The sequence below is a fragment of the Sphingomonas olei genome (genome assembly GCF_045369765.1).
Taxonomy (GTDB): Bacteria; Pseudomonadota; Alphaproteobacteria; order Sphingomonadales; family Sphingomonadaceae; genus Sphingomonas; species Sphingomonas panaciterrae.
On record NZ_JBIQEU010000007.1, the window covers coordinates 19,852 to 40,471 of the forward strand.

Below are 20,620 nucleotides of genomic sequence, written 5' to 3' on the forward strand. Positions count from 1 at the left end.
CGCAGGCAGGACGCGAGCTTAGCCGAAGGCGGGACGGGTTCAACCGCGTTGGATGGCCCGGCGGTTTATCCGGACGAACGTGTCAAAATGTTGCTGCGAATGATTTGCATTGACCTATATAGCCCCGTGCCGCAGGGCACGATGCAATTGCGAGTCAGTCTCACAAAGGGGTTTCATGTTCCGGACGTCCATGCTGTGCTCAGCGGCTTTTTGCACGCTGTCTCTCGCAGCGCTGTCACCCGCCCAGGCGCAAAATGAGGTTCAGGCGCAAACTGGCGCCCAGTCGCAGACAGAGGCAGGGTCAAGCGCCCCGTCGGTCACGGTGGCGAACGCCAAGGAACCCGCCAGGAGCGGGACGCGCCAGGACGCGCCGACCGGCGACATCGTGGTGACCGCCGCGGGCTACGCCCAGCGCATCGTCGACGCCCCCGCGAGCATCAGCGTCATCGACCGCGCCGACCTGCAGGACAAGAGGTTCGGCAGCCTCGCCGAAGCGCTGGTCGACGTGCAGGGGATCGATGTTGGCGGCGAGGCGGGCAAGACCGGCGGCCTCAACATCTCGATCCGCGGCATGCCGAGCGATTATACTTTGGTGCTGATCGACGGGCGGCGGCAGAATCCGCCGGGCGGAGTCACCCCGAACGGGTTCGGCGAAACCTCCACCAGCTTCATCCCGCCCTATTCGGCGATCGAACGGATCGAGGTGGTGCGCGGGCCGATGTCGACGCTGTACGGGTCGGACGCGATGGGCGGGGTGGTGAACATCATCACCCGCAAGGTGGGCGATCGCTGGGTCGGATCGGCGACGGCGGAAAGCACCGTTCAGTTCGACGAGCGGTTCGGCAACATCCAGTCGGTCAACGCCTTTGCACAGGGCCCGGTGGTGCGCGACCTGCTGGGCCTGACGCTGCGCGGCAGCGTGTTCCATCGCGAGGGTTCGGACATCCCCATCCCCGGTGACCCGGCGCTGACGCTGGGGCGCAATCCCGTCCGGTCGGACGTCTATACCTATGGCGGGCGGCTGACGCTGACGCCGCATGCGGACCATGACCTGTGGCTGGAATATGACCGCAACGAGCAGCGCTATGACAATAGCGAAGGGCGGCTCGGCACGCTGGGTTCCGGCGGCTATGCGCCCGAGCAGCGGTTCAACCGGTCGAACTATGTGCTGGCGCACAGCTGGCGCAGCCCGATCGGCACGCTGGACACGACGCTGACGCGCAACGAGACCGAGACGATCGGTCGCCTGATCCCCAACGGCACGCCCGGGCAGGTGCCCGGCAGCCCGCGCGAGCTGCAGGCGCGCAACGACATCATCGATTCACGCCTGGCCGGCAAGCAGGGCCCGGTCGCCTTCACCGTGGGCGGTCAATATTGGCACGCCCGGATGGTCGAGGGTGTGGCGCCCGAACCCTTCACCTTCACCCAATGGGCAGGCTTTGCGGAAGCGACGCTGACCGTCGTGGAGGACGTGAAGCTGACGGGCGGCGTGCGCTATGACAATCATTCCACCTTTGGCGACAAATGGTCGCCGCGCGCCTATGCGGTCTGGAACGTCTCCGACGCGCTGACGCTGAAGGGCGGGGTGAGCCGTGGTTTCAAGACGCCGCGGGTCGAGCAGATCGCGGAAGGCATCATCGGCTTTGGCGGACAGGGTCGTATCCCGCTGCTCGGCACGCCCAGCCTGACGCCGGAGACGACGACGACCTATGAGGCGGGCGTCTATTACGACAATGGCGGCCTGTTCAGCGGCAATGTGACGCTGTTCAACAATGATTTCGACGACAAGATCGCGACCGGCCCGGGTATTCCCAACTGCCGCTTCGCCGGCAATCCGAACCGACCGGGCTGCCTCGATGTCGGCAATTTCCCCGCCGTCGACCTGTTCAGCCAGTCAATCAACATCGACAAGGCGCGCACGCGCGGGATCGAGGCGGCCGGACGGGTGGAATTCACCCCCACTCTCTCGCTGGCCGCCAATTACACCTACACCGAAAGCGAACAGCTGAGCGGTCCCGAGGCTGGCCTGCCGCTGATCGGCATTCCCAAGCATATGGTGAACGCCAATTTGCGGTGGCGACTGACCGAGAAGGCGACGGTGTGGACGCGCGCCGAGATCCGGTCGAGCCGGTACCGCGGCAACAATGACCAGCAGCGTGCGGTGGGCGACTTCCGCGGCTATGAGCTGTTCCACCTGGGCGGATCGTATCAGGTGACGCCGGCGCTCCGCCTGTCGGCAACGCTGTGGAACATCCTCGACACCGATTACGCGGTGTACGAGCCCTATCTGAGCGGCACCGCGGCCGCGCCGGTGACGGCGTTCACACCGGCCTATTCAATCAACCAGGAAGGACGCCGCCTGCTGATTTCGGCCAACGTCGACTTCTAACGTGCCGGCTCCCCGGCATCGCTCGCCAGCGGGCGGGGCCGATGCCGGGGGCGGTGCGCGTGGATGCAGGACAGCACGCTGGCGATGACCAGCGTCGCGGCGGCGATCTCCGCCGGGGTGGGCCAGCGTTGTTCCCAGAGAAAGCCGTAGAGCAGCGCAAAGAGCGTTTCGAACAGGATCATCTGCCCCACCATCGTCAGCGGGAGCAGGCGGCTCATCTTGTTCCACAAGGCGTTGCCGATGATCGACGCGGCCACCGCGACGCCAACCGACACGGCGGCGAATTGCCCCCAGGCGGTCATGCCGTGCGCAGCCGCCGCACCGGACAAGGCGAACGGCAGAAGCACGATCGCCTGTGCGCCGGTGGCGAGGCCGATCAGCAGGTTCCAGTCATGCACCGAGACGCCCGGCCGGCTGGCCAGCGCACGGGCATTGCCGACGGCATAGACCGTCCAGCAGATGAGCGCCCCGATGGCGCACGCCAGCCCGACGATGCTGCGCGTGCCCGGGGTTGCTGCGGAGGGATCGAGCGCCTGCCAGCCGATGCACAAGGCCGCGCCCGCGCCGAGTAGCAGCGACGGCGCAAGCTGGCGCAGCGGGACGGCATCGCGATCCCGACTGCCGACGATCGTCACCGCAACCGGCAAGAAGCCGATCACCAGCGATGTGAGCGGGATACCCGCCGTCTGCACCCCGGTGGACAGCAGCACATAGTAAAGTGTGTTGCCGGTGAGCGCGAGCCACGCCAGCGTCAGCCAATCTCGTCGCGTCAGCAATCGGGACAGCCGCCGCCACTGCGGGCCGATCAGCGCAGCGGCGATCGCGCCATAAGCGAGATAGCGGCCGACGGTGAGCTGGAGCGGGGTGAAATCACGCACCAGCGCGGGGGCAAGGAACACCAGTCCCCACAAGGCGCCCGCCGCGGCACCGCAAGCGGTGCCGCGCGCGATCGCACTGCCATGACGCGCGCCGATGATCGATGCTGACACACGAGTCCCCTGCTGACCGGTGCAACGATAATGCGCGCGGCGCGAGTGGTGTTCGCTTGATATGGCGGGTAAAAGCAACAATCACTCGCGAATGGCGCGATCCCCCTCTCACCGCCCCGGCCAGCGCCGGGCGAAGCTCGACCCGTTCGACCGCGCGATCCTTCGCGTGATCCAGCGCGACAACAAGACGCCGCAGCGCGCGATTGCCGAGGCGGTCAACTTGTCTGCGGCGGCGGTGCAGCGGCGGATCGCGGCGATGGAAGCGGCGGGGATCATCACCGCCAATACCGCCGTCGTGGATACTGCCGCGCTGGGGCTGGCGATTACGGCCATCGTCGAGGTGCATCTGGTCGATGAGCGCGCAGCGACCGTCGACGCGGCCAAGGCGCTGTTCCGCGCCGATGCCGACGTCCAGCAATGCTATTACGTCACCGGCGGGATCAGCTTCGTCCTCGTCATCCTGAGCAGTGACATGGTCGCCTATGAGGAGACGACCCGGCGGCTGTTCGCGCACAATCCGGCGGTGGCGACGTTCCGCAGCCTGATCGCGCTCGATCGCGTCAAGTCGGGAAACTGTGCGCCAATCGCCTGAGCTTCGGCGCGAGCGACAAGGCAGCGCGACATTGTCTTCCTGTGGGCCGGACTGACGAAACAATATCCCCTCACCCCCTCCATTGCCGAAGGATCTGCGTTTTATCGATTATTAAAGATGCAACAATTTTGTCATCGCGCCCCAGAAACGGAACACTTTCGGTCGCCGCAAAGCTAATCTTCGCATGAAGGTTACGGGGTGAAGCGCCAGCAGGCGCAGCCACCGCAGCAAGATGGGGGAAATATCGATGATGGGACGTAATGGCGCCGCCCGGCGTCAGGCTGGTTTGCGTGCGCTTCTCCTCGGCAGTGTTATGGCGATGACGCCAAGCCTCGCCGCAGCGCAGGACGCGCCGCCGCCACCGGCGGAGTCCCCCAGCACGGAGGCGAACGCCCCCTCCTCCGGCGCCGACGGCGAGATCGTCGTCACCGCGCTTCGTCGAAATACCCGCATCCAGGACACGCCGATCGCGATCTCGGCAACCTCGGGCGAGACGCTTGCCGCATCGGGCACCACCAGCTTCACCGAACTGACCCGCACCGCGCCGTCGCTGCGCATCGTCGACAGCGGGCCGGGCAGCCGGCGCGTGCTGATCCGCGGCATCACCTCCGCGGGCGAGCCGACGGTCGGCGTCTATTATGACGAGACGCCGGTGTCGGGATCGGTCGGCACCACCTCTGACTCAGGCGGCAGCACGCCGGACTTCCGCCTGTTCGACGTGGAGCGCGCCGAGGTGCTGCGCGGCCCGCAGGGGACGCTGTTCGGATCGGGATCGATGGGCGGCACGCTGCGCATCATCTTCGAAAAGCCCAAGGCCGACCGGCTGGAAGCGGCGTTCAGCGGCAACATGACCGCCGTCGAAGGCGGCGGGCCCGGCTTCTCGCTCGACGGGATGATCAACCTGCCGATCGTCGAGGACAAGATCGCGCTTCGGATCGTGGGCAATTACAACAAGTTCGCCGGCTACGTCGACAATATCATCCTGACCGACGATCCCAACGCCGGCAACGTGGCCGATACCAGCCCTGATCCGCGCTACCTGCGCAACGTCAAGAACATCAACGACGGCGAAAGCTATGGCGGGCGGGCGCTGCTGCGCATCACGCCGACCGAAGACCTGACGATCGACCTGTCGGCGACCTATGAGCATGTCGACGCGCCGATCCCGCTTTGGCGGCCCGATTTCTCGCGCGCCAACGGCCTCAATTTTGCCAGCAACATGCATGCGGACAATATCAACGAGGATAACAACCGCATCTTCAGCGGCACGATCCGCTACGATTTCGACGCGTTCAGCGTGATCGGCACGACCAGCTATTTCGATCGCGACTTCACCCGCACCTATGACGTCAGCGACACGTTCAACGGCCGCGTCGGCACGGTGCAGAATGCCGAAGGCCGCTTTGTCAACACGCTGAACTCCGCCGGCACGCGCGAGGGGTGCCGCCGGTATCAGCTGGGCATCACGTCGGCCGCCAACACCACGCAATGCACCGCGGACCAGCTGACCGGCTATTTCAACGCGACGGTGCCGCTGCAATCGTCGGCGCTGTACCAGCCGCAGAAGCTGAACAATTGGGTGCACGAGCTTCGCCTGAGCTCGACCAGCGACAGCCCGTTCCAGTGGACCGTCGGTGGCTTCCTGGAAAGCCGCGATACCGAGGTGCGATCGCTGCTGCTGGTGGCGAGCCCGGAGACGGGCGCGGTGTACAGCCCGTCGACGCCAGGCGCGATCGCCTATGATCGGACGATCAACGACGAGCTACGGCAGAAGGCGGCCTATGCGGAGTTGAGCTACAAGCTGGCCGACCAGCTGACGCTGACCGCCGGCGCGCGATACTTCAACTTCGAGCGCAAGGTGGGCGGGCGGATCGACGTCGGCCAGATCCACTACAGCTCGCGCGTGACGCCCTATACCGAGGCGAATTACGAAGAAGACGGCCTGATCTACAAGTTCAACGTGTCGTGGCAGCCGACCACCCGGCTGCTGTTCTATGCGCAGGCCGCGCAGGGCTTCCGCCCCGGCGGCGTGAATCAGGTGATCGGCCTGCCCGCCGAACGCGCGGCCTATACCTCCGACAGCCTGTGGAATTACGAGATCGGCGCCAAGACCACGCTGGCGCGCGGCGTGTACCTGAACCTGGCGGGTTATCGGATCGACTGGGACAATCTGCAGGTATCGGCGCGGACCGCGGGGACCGGTTCGGTGTTCGGGCTGATCTCCAACGCGGGTGCTGCGCGGGTATGGGGCGCGGAAGCCGAGTTGTCGGCCAATCTGCTGCCGGGCCTCTCGTTCAATGGCGCGGTCGGCTACACCGATGCCAAGCTGTCGGAAGATCAGGTCAGCGATTTCGTGGTGGCCACCGGCCGCCGCGGCGACCGCATCCCCAACGTGCCGCGCATCAGCGCCTCCGCCTCGCTCGATTACAAGCGCCCGGTGTCGGACACGCTGACCGCCACCGCGCGGGTCGATGCGAGCCATGTCGGCTCCTTCTACAGCACGCTCAGCCCGACAGACATATACCGCCGCAAGATCCCCGCTTATGAACTGGTCAACCTGCGCTTCGGCATCGAGGGCGTGGACAGTGACTGGGGGGTATATCTGTTCGCCAACAACCTGCTGAACGACACTGCCATCAACCAGATGAGCGCGAACGCCAACACGGGCGGGATCACCAACGCCGTCAGCATCGCACCGCGCACTTATGGGCTGAACCTGATGCGGCGCTTCTGATCCGCCGCGTCACGCCCCTGCCCATCTATTCAAGGATCGACCATGGCCCTGTTTCGCCTGTTGAACACTCGCCTGCTGATGCTGTCCTCGGCCGCCGGCATGGCATTGGCCGGCCCCGCGCTGGCGCATGAGGAAAAGGCGCCGCGCGCCGCCGCCGCGGCAGCCGCGCCCGCCGGCAACCAGCCGGGCGCCGCCCCGGCCCGCGCGGCCGGCGAAGGCGCGGGCCCGTTCCGCCGCCTCGTCATCCGCGGCGCGACGCTGATCGACGGTACCGGATCGGTGCCGCGCGGCCCGGTCGACATCGTCGTCGAGGGCAATCGCATCGCCGACATCCGCCAGGCCGGCTGGCCGGGCATGGCGCTGGCGCAGAACCGCGCGCCGCAGGATTTCGACCAGGAGATCGACGCAACCGGCATGTACGTGCTGCCCGGCTTCGTCGACCTGCACACGCACCTGCCGGCCAAGGACAAGGCGCCCGACGCATCCTACGCCTACAAGCTGTGGCTGGCGCATGGCGTGACGACGGTGCGCGGCGTGTCGCTGGCCTCCCCGTCCTTCACCAGCAATGAAAAGGCGCGGTCGGCGCGCAACGAGATCGCGGCGCCGCGCATCTTCAACTATCAGACGCTGGGCGCCGGATGGTCCGGCGGGCGGATCTCCAGCCCCGAGAAGGCGCGCGAATGGGTGCGCTGGGCGGCCAAGAACGATATTGACGGGATCAAGTTCTTCGGGCGCGAGGACGAGACCCCCGCGGTGATGAGCGCGGCGATCGACGAGGCGCACAAGAACAAGATGGGCACCGTTGCCCATCTCAGCCAGACCGGCGTGTCCGATTTCAACGGTGCGATCGCCGGCCGCGCGGGGCTGGACACGATCACCCACTTCTACGGGCATATGGAATCGCTGCTGAAGAACCACACGATCCAGAAGTTCACGCCCGACTATAATTTCTACAACGAGCTGCATCGTTTCGCACAGGTCGCCGACATCAAGGACGAGATCTATGACGTCGGGTCCGAGCAATGGTGGGATTATCTGAAGGAGCAGAAGGCGAACGGCGTCACGTTCGACCCGACGTTCAATATCTATGCCGCCTCGCGCGACCTGATGCGCGCCCGCAATGCGGACTGGCAGGGGAAATATACCACGCCGCAACTGTGGAATTATTTCCAGTCGACCCGCGACAATCACGGATCCTATTTCTTCGACTGGACCAGCCAGATCGAGACCAACTGGAAGGGTTTCTACAAGAACTTCTTCCAGCTGATCCATGATTACAACCAGATCGGCGGCCGGGTAACGGTGGGGACCGATTCCGGCTTCATCTACAAGGTCTATGGCTTCGCCTATGTCGAGGAACTGGAATTGTACCAGGAGGCGGGGCTGACCCCGCTGGAGATCTTCCGCGCGGCGACCGTCAATGGCGCCAAGACGCTGATGGAGCCCAAGGGTCAGGAGCCGGAGTTCGGCGCCGTGCGGCGCGGGATGCTGGCCGACCTCGTCATCGTGCCGGAGAACCCGCTCGCCAATCTGAAGACGCTGTACGGCACCGGCTATGTCCGGCTGAACCCCGAGACGAACAAGCAGGAGCGGATCGGCGGCGTGCGCTACACGATCAAGGACGGCATCGTCTATGACGCGCCGCGCCTGCTCGCCGATGTCGCCGCGATGGTCGAGCGCGAGAAGCAGGTGGTGCCGACGCCGGTGTCGCCGCCGGTCATTCCGCAGGAGCCGCCCTTCGCTACCGCGACGCCGGCGTCCTGATACCGTCGGGCGCCCCTGCTGACCGGGGCGCCCGGCCGATCGGCTCAGATCGGGAGGGCGGTCGTGTACTTCACCTCTTCCAGCACGGCGAAGGTGCGCGTTTCGCGGATGCCGGTCATGTGGAACAGCGAATTGCCGAGGAATGCGCGATAGGCGGCCATGTCCTCGACCCGCGCCTTCAGCAGATAATCGAAGCCACCGGCGACCATGTGGCATTCCAGGATCTCGGGCATGTCCTGCACCGCCGCCGCAAAATCGCCCAGCACGTTGCTGGTGGTCCGATCCAGCATCACTTCGATGAACACCAAGAGCGCCCGATCAAGCTTTTGGGGGTCGAGCAAAGCGACGATGTCGCTGACATATCCCTGTTCACGAAGCTTGCGCAGACGATCGAAACACGCTAATGGGGAAATTCCGGCCTGGGCCGCAAGCTCCTGATTGGTGATGCGGCCATTGCGTTGGAGAACCCGAAGAATATTCCGATCGATCACATCAAGCATGGCAGACCTTCGGGAGGGAGCAGGAACGACAGACTATCCTGGCGAACCTGCTGCGCAACAAGGATCTGCTAAGACGGCATGAAGAAGGGGAATTGAGCGTGGCACGCTGGAATAAACGCAAGATCATCGCGCCACGGGAGGCCGGAGGGGAACAGCAGCTGAAAGCCACGCTGTCGTGGCCGCATCTGCTGGCGATGGGTGTCGGCGCGATCGTCGGCACCGGCATCCTGACCCTGATCGGCGTCGGCGCGGGCAAGGCCGGGCCGGCCGTCATCCTGTCCTTCGTCATCGCCGGCCTGATCTGTGCCTGCGCCGCGCTCGCCTATGCCGAAATGGCGACCATGTATCCCGGATCGGGCAGCGCCTATACCTATACCTATGCCGTGATCGGCGAGCTGGCCGCCTGGGTGATCGGGTGGAGCCTGATCCTCGAATACAGCCTGGTGGTCAGCGCGGTAGCTGTCGGCTGGTCAGGCTATGCCGCGCCGTTGCTGCAGGGGACGTTGGGGATACCCATGTCGTTGATGCAGGGCCCGGAGCTTGGCGGGCTGGTCAATTTGCCGGCGATCTTCATCATCGGCGTGGTCGCGACGCTGCTGCTGCTCGGCACGCGTGAGAGCGCGACGCTGAACGCGCTCCTCGTGCTGGTGAAGATCGTCGCGCTGATCGTCTTCGTCGTGGTCGCGCTGCCCTACTTCAACGCCGACAATTTCCACCCGTTCGCGCCGAACGGCTTTGCGAAGTCGACCCGGCCGGACGGCGTCGAGCGCGGGGTGATGGCCGCCGCAGCGATCATCTTCTTCGCCTTCTACGGCTTTGACGCGATCGCGACCGCAGCGGAGGAAACCCGCAAGCCGCAGCGCGACCTGCCGATCGCGATCATCGGATCGATGGTGGCATGCGTGGTCATCTATGTCGCCGTGGCCGCCGCTGCCGTCGGCGCCCTGCCCTACACCAGCTTTGCCAGCAGCCCTGAGCCGCTGGCGCTGATCCTGCGCGAGTTGAACCAGCCGGGCGCAGCGACCTTCCTCGCCGGATCCGCGGTGATCGCGCTGCCGACGGTGATCCTGGCGTTCCTGTACGGTCAGTCGCGGATCTTCTTCGCGATGGCGCGCGACGGGCTGCTGCCAGCATCGCTCGCCCGGCTGTCGAGCCGGGGCAGCCCGGTGCGTATCACCATCTTCACGGCGGTGATCGTCGGGGTGATCGCGGGCGTCTTCCCGCTCGACGAGATCGCCGCACTCGCCAATGCGGGGACGCTGGCAGCCTTTGCCGCGGTCGCGCTGTGCATGATCCTGATGCGCCGCCGTGCGCCCGATCAGCCGCGCGCCTTTGCCACGCCGCTGCCGTGGCTGGTCGGCGGAATCGCGATTGCCGGCTGCGCCTATCTGTTCCTGAGCCTGCCGGCGCAGACCCAATTGTATTTCGTGCTGTGGAACGGCCTTGGCATCGGCATCTACCTGCTGGTGACGATGATGAAGAAGCCGCAGGCCGACGTTCAAGGCTGATCGCAACGCGGGGGTGACGCGCATCGCCCCCGCCCCTTGACCAAGTGGCGTCCGCTCCATAGCGGGCGCCGGCTTGGCGCGCTGCGCCGGCTGTCGGGGGAATATGTGCGCAACGTCATGATGATAGCGGCTGGTCTCGCCGCCGTGCCGGCCAGTGCGCAGGTGGCACCGGACTCCGTTGCACCAGCAAGCCCGCGGGATGTTGCGCGTGGCGAGGTGCTGGGCGAGCCGCTGGGCGACATCGTCGTCACCGCGCAGCATCGCGAGCAATCGGCGCAGCGTGTGCCGATCGCGATCACCGCGCTGAGCGGCGCGCGGCTGGAGGCAGAGGGCGCGGCCAACCTCGACCGCATCGGGGCGGCGGTGCCCAACCTGTACCTCGCGCGAAACTTCGGGACGAGTTCGGGCGCGCTCGTGTTCCTGCGCGGCGTGGGCGAAGGCGATTCGATCTTCACCAACGATCCGCCGGTCGGCATCTATGTCGACGACGTGATCCTGCCGCGGTCGACGGGATCGCTGCTCGACCTGATCGATGTCGAGCGGATCGAGGTGCTGCGCGGCCCGCAGGGGACGCTCTACGGCCGCAATACGAGCGGCGGCGCGATCAAATTGGTGATGAAGCGGCCGACGCTGGACGCGGTGAGCGGCGCGATGGACGTGACGCTGGGGAGTTACCACCGGCTGGACGCGCGCGGTGCGATCAACGTGCCGCTGGCCAGCGATGTCGCGGTTCGTGTCTCCGGCCTGTCGCGCAACCAGCGCGGTTGGGGGCGCAACCTGATCAATGGCGCGCGGGTCAACGGGCAGGACCTGCTGGGGGGCCGGGTATCCTTGCTGTGGGAGCCGGATGCCGCGCTGACGATCCTGGCGACGGGTGACCTCACCCGCGATCGATCGGGGCCGCGTTTTCCGCAGCGGTTCCAACCCGATCCCGCCGCCCCCGGCCGCATCACCAACCGCTTCGTTGCGCCGAATGGAGATATCGACAATTTCCTGTCCGCCGACACCGATCCGCTGAACAGCACCGACAGCGGCGGGCTGTCGCTGCGTGCTGATTATCAGTTGGGCGGCGGGATGAAGCTGTCGTCGATCACCGGCTATCGCGCGCTGCGATCGCGCATCGGGTTCGACCAAACCGCCAATCCGCCGGGGGTCGGCAGCAATGTGATCCTGTTGCAGGATCAGCGGCAGCACAGCGTCAGCCAGGAAGTGCAGCTGACCGGATCGGCGCTCGGTGAGCGTGCTGAATGGGTCGCCGGCGCCTATTATTTCCACGAGCATAATGACCAGCTGACCGCCGTCAGCCTGGCGACGCCCGCGGGGTCGGATGCGCGGTTCCGCAACGGTGATTTCTTCAACGCGCCATCGCGCGGGGCGGGGACGAGCGGCAATTGGTCGCCCTATGAGCCGCGGCTCGATACTGACAGCTATTCGGCGTTCGGATCAATGACGGTCGCGCTCGATCCGCGCGCGCATGTGACCGCTGGCTTGCGCTATACCGATGAGCGCAAGCGCTACGCGGTGCGCTTCCTGACCGCACCCGACACCGTGCTGGTGCTGCCCGATGGGCGCGCGGCGCAGCGGCGGATTGCGCAGCGATGGACCGACGTGTCGCCGCGCATTGCGGTCGATTATCGGCTGGGGAGCGAGGGAGGCGACAGCGCGCTGCTCTATGCCTCCGTGGCGAAGGGGTTCCGCAGCGGCAGTTTCGATGGGCGGGCGCGCAACATCAGCTTCGCGCTGGACCGGCAGGGCGCGATCGCGCCGGAGACGGTGTGGACCTATGAAGCCGGGGTGAAATCCGACTGGTTCAACCGGCGGCTGCGGGTGAACGCCGGCTATTTCATCAACGATTATACCGACATCGCCTTTTCCGCGTCGCGCGTGACGGCGGGGCCGCCGGAGATCTTTCGCCAGAATGTCGGCGATGCGCGGATTCAGGGGCTGGAGGTCGAATGGGCGGCGAACCCGTTGCCGGGGCTGGAGATCGGCGGGTGGATCGCGACGCTGGCGGACCGCTTCACGCGGCTGGCCTCAAGCCCAGGGTGCGGCGCGTTCGTTGCCGATGAGCGCCAGCTCGACCTGCGGTTCACCCCGTCGTTCCGCTATCAGCTGCGCGCCGCGCTGACCCGACCGATCGGCGACGCGCAATGGCGTGTGGGCGGCGATGTGAGCGGCGCGTCCGACTATAACATCGCCTTGTGCAACGAGCCGCAGCACCGCGTGACCAAAGCCGAGACGGTCAATGTGCAGGCCGGGATCGACTGGGGGGACTGGGGCGTGATGATTGCCGCGACGAACCTGACCGATCGCCGCTACAATAGCGGCAGCGTGGGGACGATCGGCTATCCGATCGCCCCGCGCGAAGTGACCGTGCAGTTGCGCCGGCGGTTCTGACCGCCAGCGCCCCTGCCCGATTTCCTGATCGGATCAGTGCAGCGCCAGTTCGTTGCGACCGACGACCATGTGGTGAACCTCGTCCGGGCCGTCGGCAAAGCGCAGGTGGCGCACGTCGGCGTACAGCTCGGCGAGCGGGGTCCATTTCGACACGCCGGTCGCCCCGTGGATCTGGATCGCCTGGTCGATGATCTGGCAGGTCTTTTCCGGCACCATCGCCTTCACCATGCTGACCCAGACGCGCGCCTCGCGGTTGCCAAGCACGTCCATTGCCTTGGCCGCCTTCAGCACCATCAGGCGCATCGCCTCAATCTCGATCCGCGCGCGGCTGACGAGTTCGAGGTTCTTGCCCAGCATGATGAGCGAGCGACCGAATGCCTCGCGCGAATTGCCACGCTTCACCATCAGGTCGAGCGCGATTTCCGCCTTGCCGATGGTACGCATGCAGTGATGGATGCGGCCCGGCCCGAGGCGGACCTGCGAGATCTCGAACCCGCGGCCGACGCCGAGCAGGATGTTCTCCTCCGGCACACGCACGTTGTTGAAGCGGATGTGCATGTGGCCGCGCGGCGCGTGATCCGCGCCGAAGACGTGCATCGGCCCGAGGATTTCGACGCCGGGCGTGTCGATCGGCACGAGGATCTGCGACTGCTGCTGCGAGCTTGGCCCATCCTCGCTGGTGCGGACCATGGTGATCATCACCTTGCAGCGCGGATCGCCGGCGCCCGAGATGTAATATTTCTCGCCGTTGATGACCCATTCGCCATTTTCGAGCACCGCCTGGCAGCGGACGTTCTTGGCGTCGGACGAGGCGACATCGGGTTCGGTCATCGCATAGGCGGAGCGGATCTCACCGGCGAGCAGCGGCTCCAGCCACTGCTTCTTCTGTTCGGGCGTGCCGACACGCTCAAGCACTTCCATGTTGCCGGTGTCGGGCGCCGAGCAGTTGAGCGATTCCGAGGCGAGCGGCGACTTCCCGAGTTCGGCGGCGATATAGGCATAGTCGAGGTTCGACAGCCCCTCGCCGGTTTCGGCGTTGGGGAGGAAGAAGTTCCACAGGCCCGCGGCCTTCGCCTTCTCCTTGGCGCCTTCGAGCAATTCGAGCTGGCCGGGGGCGAAGCTCCAGCGGTCCTCGCGCCCTTCGCCAAGGCGGACATATTCCTCCATGATCGGATCGACGTTCTCGCGGATGTGGCGCTTGACCGCCTCGAAGAGCGGCCGGGCGCCCTCGGACATGCGCAGATCGTCAAGCTCGGGAATGGTGAAGATGTTGGACACGGGGGACGCAAGCCTCTCTTGATGATTGGCGCCAAGGCTAGCGCAGAGCGGATCATGCGCGAAATGACGTTTGTCGATCACGCACATGAGCACCATTCATGGTTTGGAGCCGACAAAGGTTTCCTGCACCAGCGCCCGCAGCCAGGCATTGCCCGGGTCCCGCGCGGCACTTTCGTGCCAGAGCAACTGGAGCGGCCATGCCGCGATCGGGAACGGCAGCGGCAGTACCTGGTGGTCAGCGACCGGCCTCAGCGCACGGGCATGGGCATCGAGCAGGGTCAGGATCATGTCGCTGCGCGCCACCGTCTGCCATGCCGACCAGATGTTCTGGCAGCGGACGCGCACGGTGCGCGACAGGCCTTTGGTGGCCAGCGCCTGATCCTCGAGCCCCAGCCCGGTCGAGCGGGGCGACGCGTGGACGTGGTCGCAGGCAAGATAGGTCGCAAGATCGATCGCGCAGTCGACCGACGGGTGACCGCGCCGTGCCGCGACGACCATCGTATCGGTGCGCAGCGGTTCGGCAAGAAGCCCCTCGCTCGCGGCGCTTGGCACGTCGATCGCCATGTCCAGCTCGCCATGCGCCAGCGCGGCGGCGATCTCGCTGCGCCGGAAATTGACGCTGACCAGCGTCGCGCCGGGCGCCTGTGCCAGTGCGCGCGAAACGAGATCGGCAAAGAAGCGCGCTTCGTTCGCCTGGCGCAGCCCGATGCGGAAGCTGCGCTGCGTGGTGGCGGGATCGAAACGCGCGGCGGCGACCAGCGCCTGTTCCACCATGCCCAGCGCGTCGCGCACCGGACCGATGATTGCGCGCGCGAGCGCGGTCGGCACCATGGCATTGCCGAAGCGCACGAAAAGCTCGTCATCAAAGGCGACCCGCAGCTTGGCCAGCGAGTGGCTGATCGCCGATTGCGTCAGGTGCAGGTGCCGCGCCGCCGCGGTCACGCCCCCGCGCGAATAGATCGCCTCGAACACGCCGAGGAGGTTGAGGTCGATCCGACTGATCGGCCGGGTCATTCGCCCCGTCGCGCCGCGGCGGCTGCCGCGCGATCCGGGTCAAAGGCGGGCCGCTTCATGGTGAAGGTGTCGCTGTTGCGCAGATAGGTGCCGGTGCCATGGACGCGGCCGATCAGCCCCATCGCGGCCGTATCGAGATGGAGGCGTTCGCGATCAGTGACGAAGGCGTCCTGAACATGCGCGACCACCACCTCGCCCACGGCGATCACCTGGCGCGGGCCAATCTCCAGCATCTCGCGCCGGACGCATTCGAAGCTGACCGGCGCGCTGGCGATCAGCGGCGGTGTCACCCGGCTGGCGGGACGCGTCGCGATGCCGGCATAATCGATCTCGCTGACATTGCGCGGCGCATCGACGCAGGAGAGGTTCATCGCCTCGGCATCCGCCTCGCTCACCAGATTGATGACGAACTCACCGGTGTCGAAGATGTTGGTCGCGGTGTCCTTGTTCGCGCCCGACGCGTCCTTCAGCAGCCCCAGCACGACGAGCGGCGGATCATTGCCCATTGCGTTGAAGAAGCTGTAGGGCGCGGCATTGACCACGCCGTTGCGCCCGCGCGTGGTAACCCAGGCGATTGGGCGGGGCGTGATGGTGGACACCAGGATCTTGTAGCGGTCGCGCGGCGCGAGATCGGACATGACGAACTGCATGCCGCCAGCGATGTCATCATCGGGCGGCGGGTGAAAGAGACTTGTCGCGTGCAGCCACGCGCCGCCGCTTTCAATCCCCCCGCACAACCGGGATGATCCAGATCAGTGACAAAGCAGCGTAACAGCGCCCCCGCCTACGACAATCGCGCTTTGTGTTGCTGGACCCCCGGCCCCATTGCTGACAAGGATGTAGGCAAGCAAAAGATGGTAACGGGGGAATGCATTGACGCAGGGATATACACGCCGGTCGCTTATCACATCCGCCGCGGCGGGAACGATGCTCATCGCATTTCCTGCCGCCGCGCGCACCAGGACGACCAGCACGGCCATTCCAAACCTGCTGACCCGCCAGTTTGAAGAACGGCTGACGCTAAATCCCGAAATGGCGACCTTCTTCGGGATTGATACTGGAGAACGGGCATCATTGCGCAGCCGGTTCAGTGAAAGTTCGTTGAGTGGACTTGACCGGGCGAGGCGGACAACGGCGAAACATCTTCGCGAGCTTCAGGCCATGCCGGACACTGATCTTTCCGATGAGCACCGGCTGGAACGCGAGGTATCGCTTTTCGACTTGGAGGCGCAGCACGCGCTGAACAGCTTTGCCTATCACGCCGGCAGCGGCCCCTATGGGCCGACGCCGCTGGAATCCGCCTATCAGAACAGCACGCTGTTGCTCCGCGACTTCCATCCGGTCACCAGCCGTGACGATGCAGAGGCCTATCTTACCCGGCTGGCGCTGATACCGGGGCTGATCGACGGCGAGAGCGCGCAGATCACGCGCAATGCGGCGGCCGGCGCGATCGCGCCGCGCGTGATCGTGGCGCAGTTGATTGCCATCCTGACGGCGGCTCGGGACGCTGATCCTGCCAAGGACGGGCTGGTCACCGCGATCGAGACCAAGGCCTCCGCACTAAAGCTGGCCGGCTATGGCGCGCGAGCACAGACAATCGTGGCGGATGGCATACGGCCCGCGCTGACGCGCCAGATCGCGGCGTTGCAGGCCGTGCTGCCGCGGGGAGCGGACGGCGCCAAGGCGGGCGTGGGCGTAGGCCGATTGCCCAACGGCGCTGCCTATTACGAAGCCTGCCTGCGCATGCATACGACGACGGACATGACGGCCGACGCGATCCACGCATTCGGCGTGGCGCAGGTCGCCACGCTCTCGACGCAGATTGACGCTCTGCTGAAAAGCCAGGGAATGGCGAGTGGCAGCATCAAGCAACGCACCAGCGCGCTGGCCGTCACATCCGACCAGGCATTTCCGGATACGGAGGAGGGGCGCGCGGCGATCATCGCGTACCTGAATGACCGGCTGGACCGCGTGAAGAAGAAGCTGCCCGAGGCATTCGGGCAGCTACCCAAGAACGGGTATGAAATCCGCCGGATGGCGCGGGAGATGGAAGACGGCAATCCGTTCGGTGTCGCCTACCCCGGCGCCGCCGATGGCAGCCGGCCGGGCGTCTTCTTCATCAACCTGCAATCGATCAGCGACTGGCCGCGCTATACGCTGCCGACGCTCGCCTTTCATGAAGCGGCGCCTGGGCATTTGTTCGACATCGCGCTTCAGCTCGAGGCTGGCGAGCTGCCGCTGTATCGCCGCACCTGGTTCTTCAACGGCTTTCGTGAAGGCTGGGGCCTGTATGCGGAGCAGGTCGCGGACGAACTGGGCATGTATGACGATGATCCCGCCGGGAAGATCGGCTATCTGCAAAGCCATCTGTTCCGCGCTGCGCGGCTGGTCGTCGATACCGGCATCCACAGTCGCGGGTGGGATCGCGAGCGGGCGATCGACTATCTGACCGAGCATAGCTCGATGACGCGCGATGGCGCCGCCAAGGAAGTGGACCGGTATATCGTGATGCCAGCGCAGGCCTGCAGCTACATGATCGGTCATACGACCTTCACCCGGCTGCGCGACGAGGCCAGCAAGCGGCCGGGCTTTGACCTTCGCGCCTTCCATGACTTCGTGCTGCAAGGCGGGGCGATGCCACTGACGGTGCTGGAACGCCGGTTGAAATCGTGGCCAAGCGCCTGACAACCGGTAACCATTTAACGGATTGGACTATAGCCTGCGCGGATCGTTGGCGTTACTCGCACGCGATCCGCAACCGGGGCCCATGACATTGACGATCCGCAGTATCGAGCATGAGCTCTACAGTGACATCTTCGTAGGCGACAGTGAAATGGCGCGGCTGATGCGCGCCCATGACTGGTCCGCCACGACGCTTGGCGATCCCGACTGTTGGCCAAACGCGCTGAAGGTGGCGCTTCGCCTGCTGCTGACGTCGCGGTTCGAGATGTGGCTCGGCTGGGGCTCCGACATCCATTTCTTCTACAACGACGCCTATCGCCCGACGCTGGGCAACAAGCATCCGCAGTCGCTGGGCACCCCGACGCGGATCCTGTGGGCGGAGATCTGGGACGACATCAAGGATCGTCTGGCGACCGTCTACGAGCAGGGCCAGTCGACCTGGGACCGCGCGCTGCTGCTGGTGCTGGAACGCAACGGCTATCGCGAGGAGACCTACCACACCTTCTCCTACAGCCCGCTGATCGGCGACACCGGTGCGGTGGAGGGCGTGTTCTGCGCGGTATCGGAGGAGACCGATCGCGTCATCAGCGAGCGCCGGCTCGAATCGCTGCGTGAGCTCGCCTCCGGGCTCGCCGCGGCGCAGGGCCGCACGCAAGTGGTGGAGGCGGTGCAGACCGGCCTTGCGCATAACCGTTCGGACCTGCCGTTCAGCATCGTCTATCTGTTTGGCGAAGACGGTGCGCCGCAGATGGCGGCACATGCCGGGATCGCGGCCGATCATCCGCTGACGTCGGCAGAGTGCTGGTCGCTTGAGCGCTTATCCGACAACAACGCGATCCTGGTCGAGGATGCGCCGCCCGGCGACCTGCCGACCGGCAATTGGGACCGTTCCCCGTCGCGCATCGCGATCGTTCCGCTGGGTGCGCAGGTCGGCCACCGGCCGCGCGGCGCGCTGGTGGTCGGGCTCAACCCCTATCGCCCGGCGAGCGACCAATATCTGAGCTTCCTTGATCTGCTCGGCGGGCAGATCGCCTCCGGCCTGGCGAGCGCCGACGCGCTCGAGGCGCGCACGCGCGAGCGCGACCGGGTGCGCGACCTGTTCCGTCAGGCGCCCAGCTTCATGTGCATCGTGACCGGGCCCGATCACCGGTTCGAGCTGGTGAACAACGCCTATCTGCAGCTGGTCGGCCATCGTGACCTGATCGGCCTGTCGGCGCGCGAGGCGCTGCCGGAGATCGCCGGCCAAGGCTATTTCGAGCGGCTCGACCACGTCTATTCCACCGGTGAGCCCTATATCGGCCGCAACGTGCCGGTGATCGTCGAACGGCAGCCGGGGGCTGCGCCCGAGGAGCGGTTCGTCCACGTCGTCTACCAGCCGATCCGCGGCGAGGATGGACGCGTCACCGGCATCTTCGTCGACGGCTATGACGTGACTCACCAGAAGCGCGCCGAGGACCAGCTGCACCAGCTGAACGAGACGCTGGAGCATCGCGTCGCCGAGCGCACCGAGGAACTGCGCGCCGCGCTGGAGAAGCTGCACCATGAGGCGGCCGAACGCGCGACGATGGAACGCGCGCTGCAACAGGCGCAGAAGCTGGAGGCGCTGGGCAAGCTGACCGGCGGGGTGGCGCACGATTTCAACAACCTGCTGCAGGTGATCAGCGGCAATCTGCAATTGCTCACCCGCGATGTTGTGGGGAACCCGCGCGCGGAAAAGCGCGTCGAGAATGCCATGGCGGGGGTCACCCGCGGCGCCAAGCTTGCTTCGCAATTGCTCGCCTTCGGCCGGCGGCAGCCACTGGAGCCCAAGGTCATCAACCTCGGGCGACTGGTGCGCAGCATGGACGATCTGCTGCGGCGGTCGATCGGCGAGGACGTTGAAATCGAGACGATCGTCGCCGGGGGGCTGTGGAACACGCTGATCGACCCGAGCCAGATCGAGAATGCGATCCTGAACCTCGCGATCAACGCACGCGATGCGATGGCGAACGGCGGCCGGCTGACGATCGAGGCGAGCAACGCCTTCCTCGATGAGGAATATTGCCGCCAGCATGAGGACGTAAATCCCGGCCAATATGTGATGATCGCGGTGACCGATACCGGTAGCGGCATCCCCCGCGAGCTGATCGACCAGGTGTTCGAGCCATTCTTCAGCACCAAGCCGGAGGGCAAGGGCACCGGGCTGGGGCTGTCGATGGTCCATGGCCTCGTCAAGCAGAGCGGCGGCCACGTGAAGATCTACAGCGAGGTGGACGAAGGAACGACGATCCGCCTGTACCTGCCGCGATCGGCCGAGGACGAGGATATCGTCACCGAAATCAGCGCGGGGCCGGCACGCGGCGGGTCGGAAACCGTGCTGGTGGTGGAGGACGACGACGAGGTGCGCGAGACCACCGTCGCGCTGCTGACCGAGCTTGGCTATCGCGTGCTGAAGTCACGCGACGCGCTGAGCGCGCTCAGCGTCGTCGACAGCGGCATCCCGATCGACCTGCTGTTCACCGACGTGGTGATGCCGGGGCCGCTGCGCAGCCCGGAGCTGGCGCGCAAGGCGAAGGAGCGGTTGCCGGAAATCGCGGTACTGTTCACGTCCGGCTATACCGAGAATGCGATCGTCCATCACGGACGGCTGGACCCGGGCGTGGAGCTGTTGTCGAAGCCCTATACGCGCGAGGCGCTGGCGCGGAAGGTGCGCCATGTGCTGGGGTCGCGAACGGCCCCGTAACGCGCGGCGGCGGCCTGTCTGCGGCGATGATCGGCCTCGGATGGCGCGGGA

General features: G+C 65.9%; 13 protein-coding genes. 8 read left to right on the forward strand and 5 right to left on the reverse strand.

Features of this window, described 5'->3' with window-relative positions:
• Positions 1-322 precede the first annotated feature (322 nt).
• Positions 323-2,389: a TonB-dependent receptor domain-containing protein gene (locus ACH0BU_RS09795; protein WP_145120836.1), complete on the forward strand. Its 2,067-nt coding sequence runs from the start codon at positions 323-325 to the stop codon at positions 2,387-2,389.
• Here ACH0BU_RS09795 and ACH0BU_RS09800 read toward each other — a convergent pair.
• Complete coding sequence (locus ACH0BU_RS09800; protein WP_496001924.1) at positions 2,386-3,366, reverse strand: EamA family transporter; 981 nt, start codon at positions 3,364-3,366, stop codon at positions 2,386-2,388. The two genes, ACH0BU_RS09795 and ACH0BU_RS09800, sit on opposite strands and share 4 nt — an antisense overlap.
• A gap of 103 nt (positions 3,367-3,469) precedes the next feature.
• Between ACH0BU_RS09800 and ACH0BU_RS09805 the strand changes: the two genes are divergently transcribed.
• The 3 genes from ACH0BU_RS09805 to ACH0BU_RS09815 all read left to right on the forward strand — a co-directional run bounded on the left by ACH0BU_RS09805 (position 3,470) and on the right by ACH0BU_RS09815 (position 8,468).
• A complete protein-coding gene (locus tag ACH0BU_RS09805; RefSeq protein WP_296218849.1) occupies positions 3,470-3,970 on the forward strand; it encodes an Lrp/AsnC family transcriptional regulator in 501 nt (166 codons plus the stop codon).
• Between the two features lie 313 nt (positions 3,971-4,283).
• Entirely contained in the window at positions 4,284-6,704 is a 2,421-nt protein-coding gene (locus ACH0BU_RS09810; protein WP_296218848.1) for a TonB-dependent receptor, read from the forward strand.
• A gap of 42 nt (positions 6,705-6,746) precedes the next feature.
• On the forward strand, positions 6,747-8,468 hold the full coding sequence (locus ACH0BU_RS09815) for an amidohydrolase family protein (RefSeq protein WP_245995190.1): 1,722 nt from the start codon (positions 6,747-6,749) through the stop codon (positions 8,466-8,468).
• Between the two features lie 44 nt (positions 8,469-8,512).
• Here the strand turns inward: ACH0BU_RS09815 and ACH0BU_RS09820 are convergent, their stop codons facing one another.
• Entirely contained in the window at positions 8,513-8,968 is a 456-nt protein-coding gene (locus ACH0BU_RS09820; protein WP_500264001.1) for an Lrp/AsnC ligand binding domain-containing protein, read from the reverse strand.
• A 92-nt stretch (positions 8,969-9,060) separates the two neighbouring features.
• Between ACH0BU_RS09820 and ACH0BU_RS09825 the strand changes: the two genes are divergently transcribed.
• Both ACH0BU_RS09825 and ACH0BU_RS09830 read left to right on the forward strand, forming a co-directional pair.
• Positions 9,061-10,476: an amino acid permease gene (locus ACH0BU_RS09825; RefSeq protein WP_500264002.1), complete on the forward strand. Its 1,416-nt coding sequence runs from the start codon at positions 9,061-9,063 to the stop codon at positions 10,474-10,476.
• A 36-nt stretch (positions 10,477-10,512) separates the two neighbouring features.
• Positions 10,513-12,873, forward strand: a complete 2,361-nt coding sequence (locus ACH0BU_RS09830; RefSeq protein WP_296218846.1) for a TonB-dependent receptor — start codon at positions 10,513-10,515, stop codon at positions 12,871-12,873.
• A 33-nt stretch (positions 12,874-12,906) separates the two neighbouring features.
• On the opposite strand, the gene ACH0BU_RS09835 is transcribed toward ACH0BU_RS09830, so the two are convergent.
• The 3 genes from ACH0BU_RS09835 to ACH0BU_RS09845 all read right to left on the reverse strand — a co-directional run bounded on the left by ACH0BU_RS09835 (position 12,907) and on the right by ACH0BU_RS09845 (position 15,803).
• A complete protein-coding gene (locus ACH0BU_RS09835) occupies positions 12,907-14,151 on the reverse strand; it encodes an acyl-CoA dehydrogenase family protein (RefSeq protein ID WP_046406833.1) in 1,245 nt (414 codons plus the stop codon).
• Between the two features lie 96 nt (positions 14,152-14,247).
• A complete protein-coding gene (locus ACH0BU_RS09840; RefSeq protein ID WP_296218845.1) occupies positions 14,248-15,165 on the reverse strand; it encodes a LysR family transcriptional regulator in 918 nt (305 codons plus the stop codon).
• A complete protein-coding gene (locus tag ACH0BU_RS09845) occupies positions 15,162-15,803 on the reverse strand; it encodes a flavin reductase family protein (RefSeq protein ID WP_296218844.1) in 642 nt (213 codons plus the stop codon). Before ACH0BU_RS09845 ends, ACH0BU_RS09840 begins: the two co-directional genes overlap by 4 nt.
• 394 nt (positions 15,804-16,197) lie before the next feature.
• Between ACH0BU_RS09845 and ACH0BU_RS09850 the strand changes: the two genes are divergently transcribed.
• A complete protein-coding gene (locus ACH0BU_RS09850) occupies positions 16,198-17,850 on the forward strand; it encodes a DUF885 domain-containing protein (protein ID WP_500264016.1) in 1,653 nt (550 codons plus the stop codon).
• Between the two features lie 82 nt (positions 17,851-17,932).
• The gene (locus ACH0BU_RS09855) at positions 17,933-20,569 is read left to right on the forward strand and encodes an ATP-binding protein (RefSeq protein ID WP_314471814.1); all 2,637 of its coding nucleotides are present in this window, start codon (positions 17,933-17,935) and stop codon (positions 20,567-20,569) included.
• The last annotated feature ends 51 nt before the right edge of the window (positions 20,570-20,620 follow it).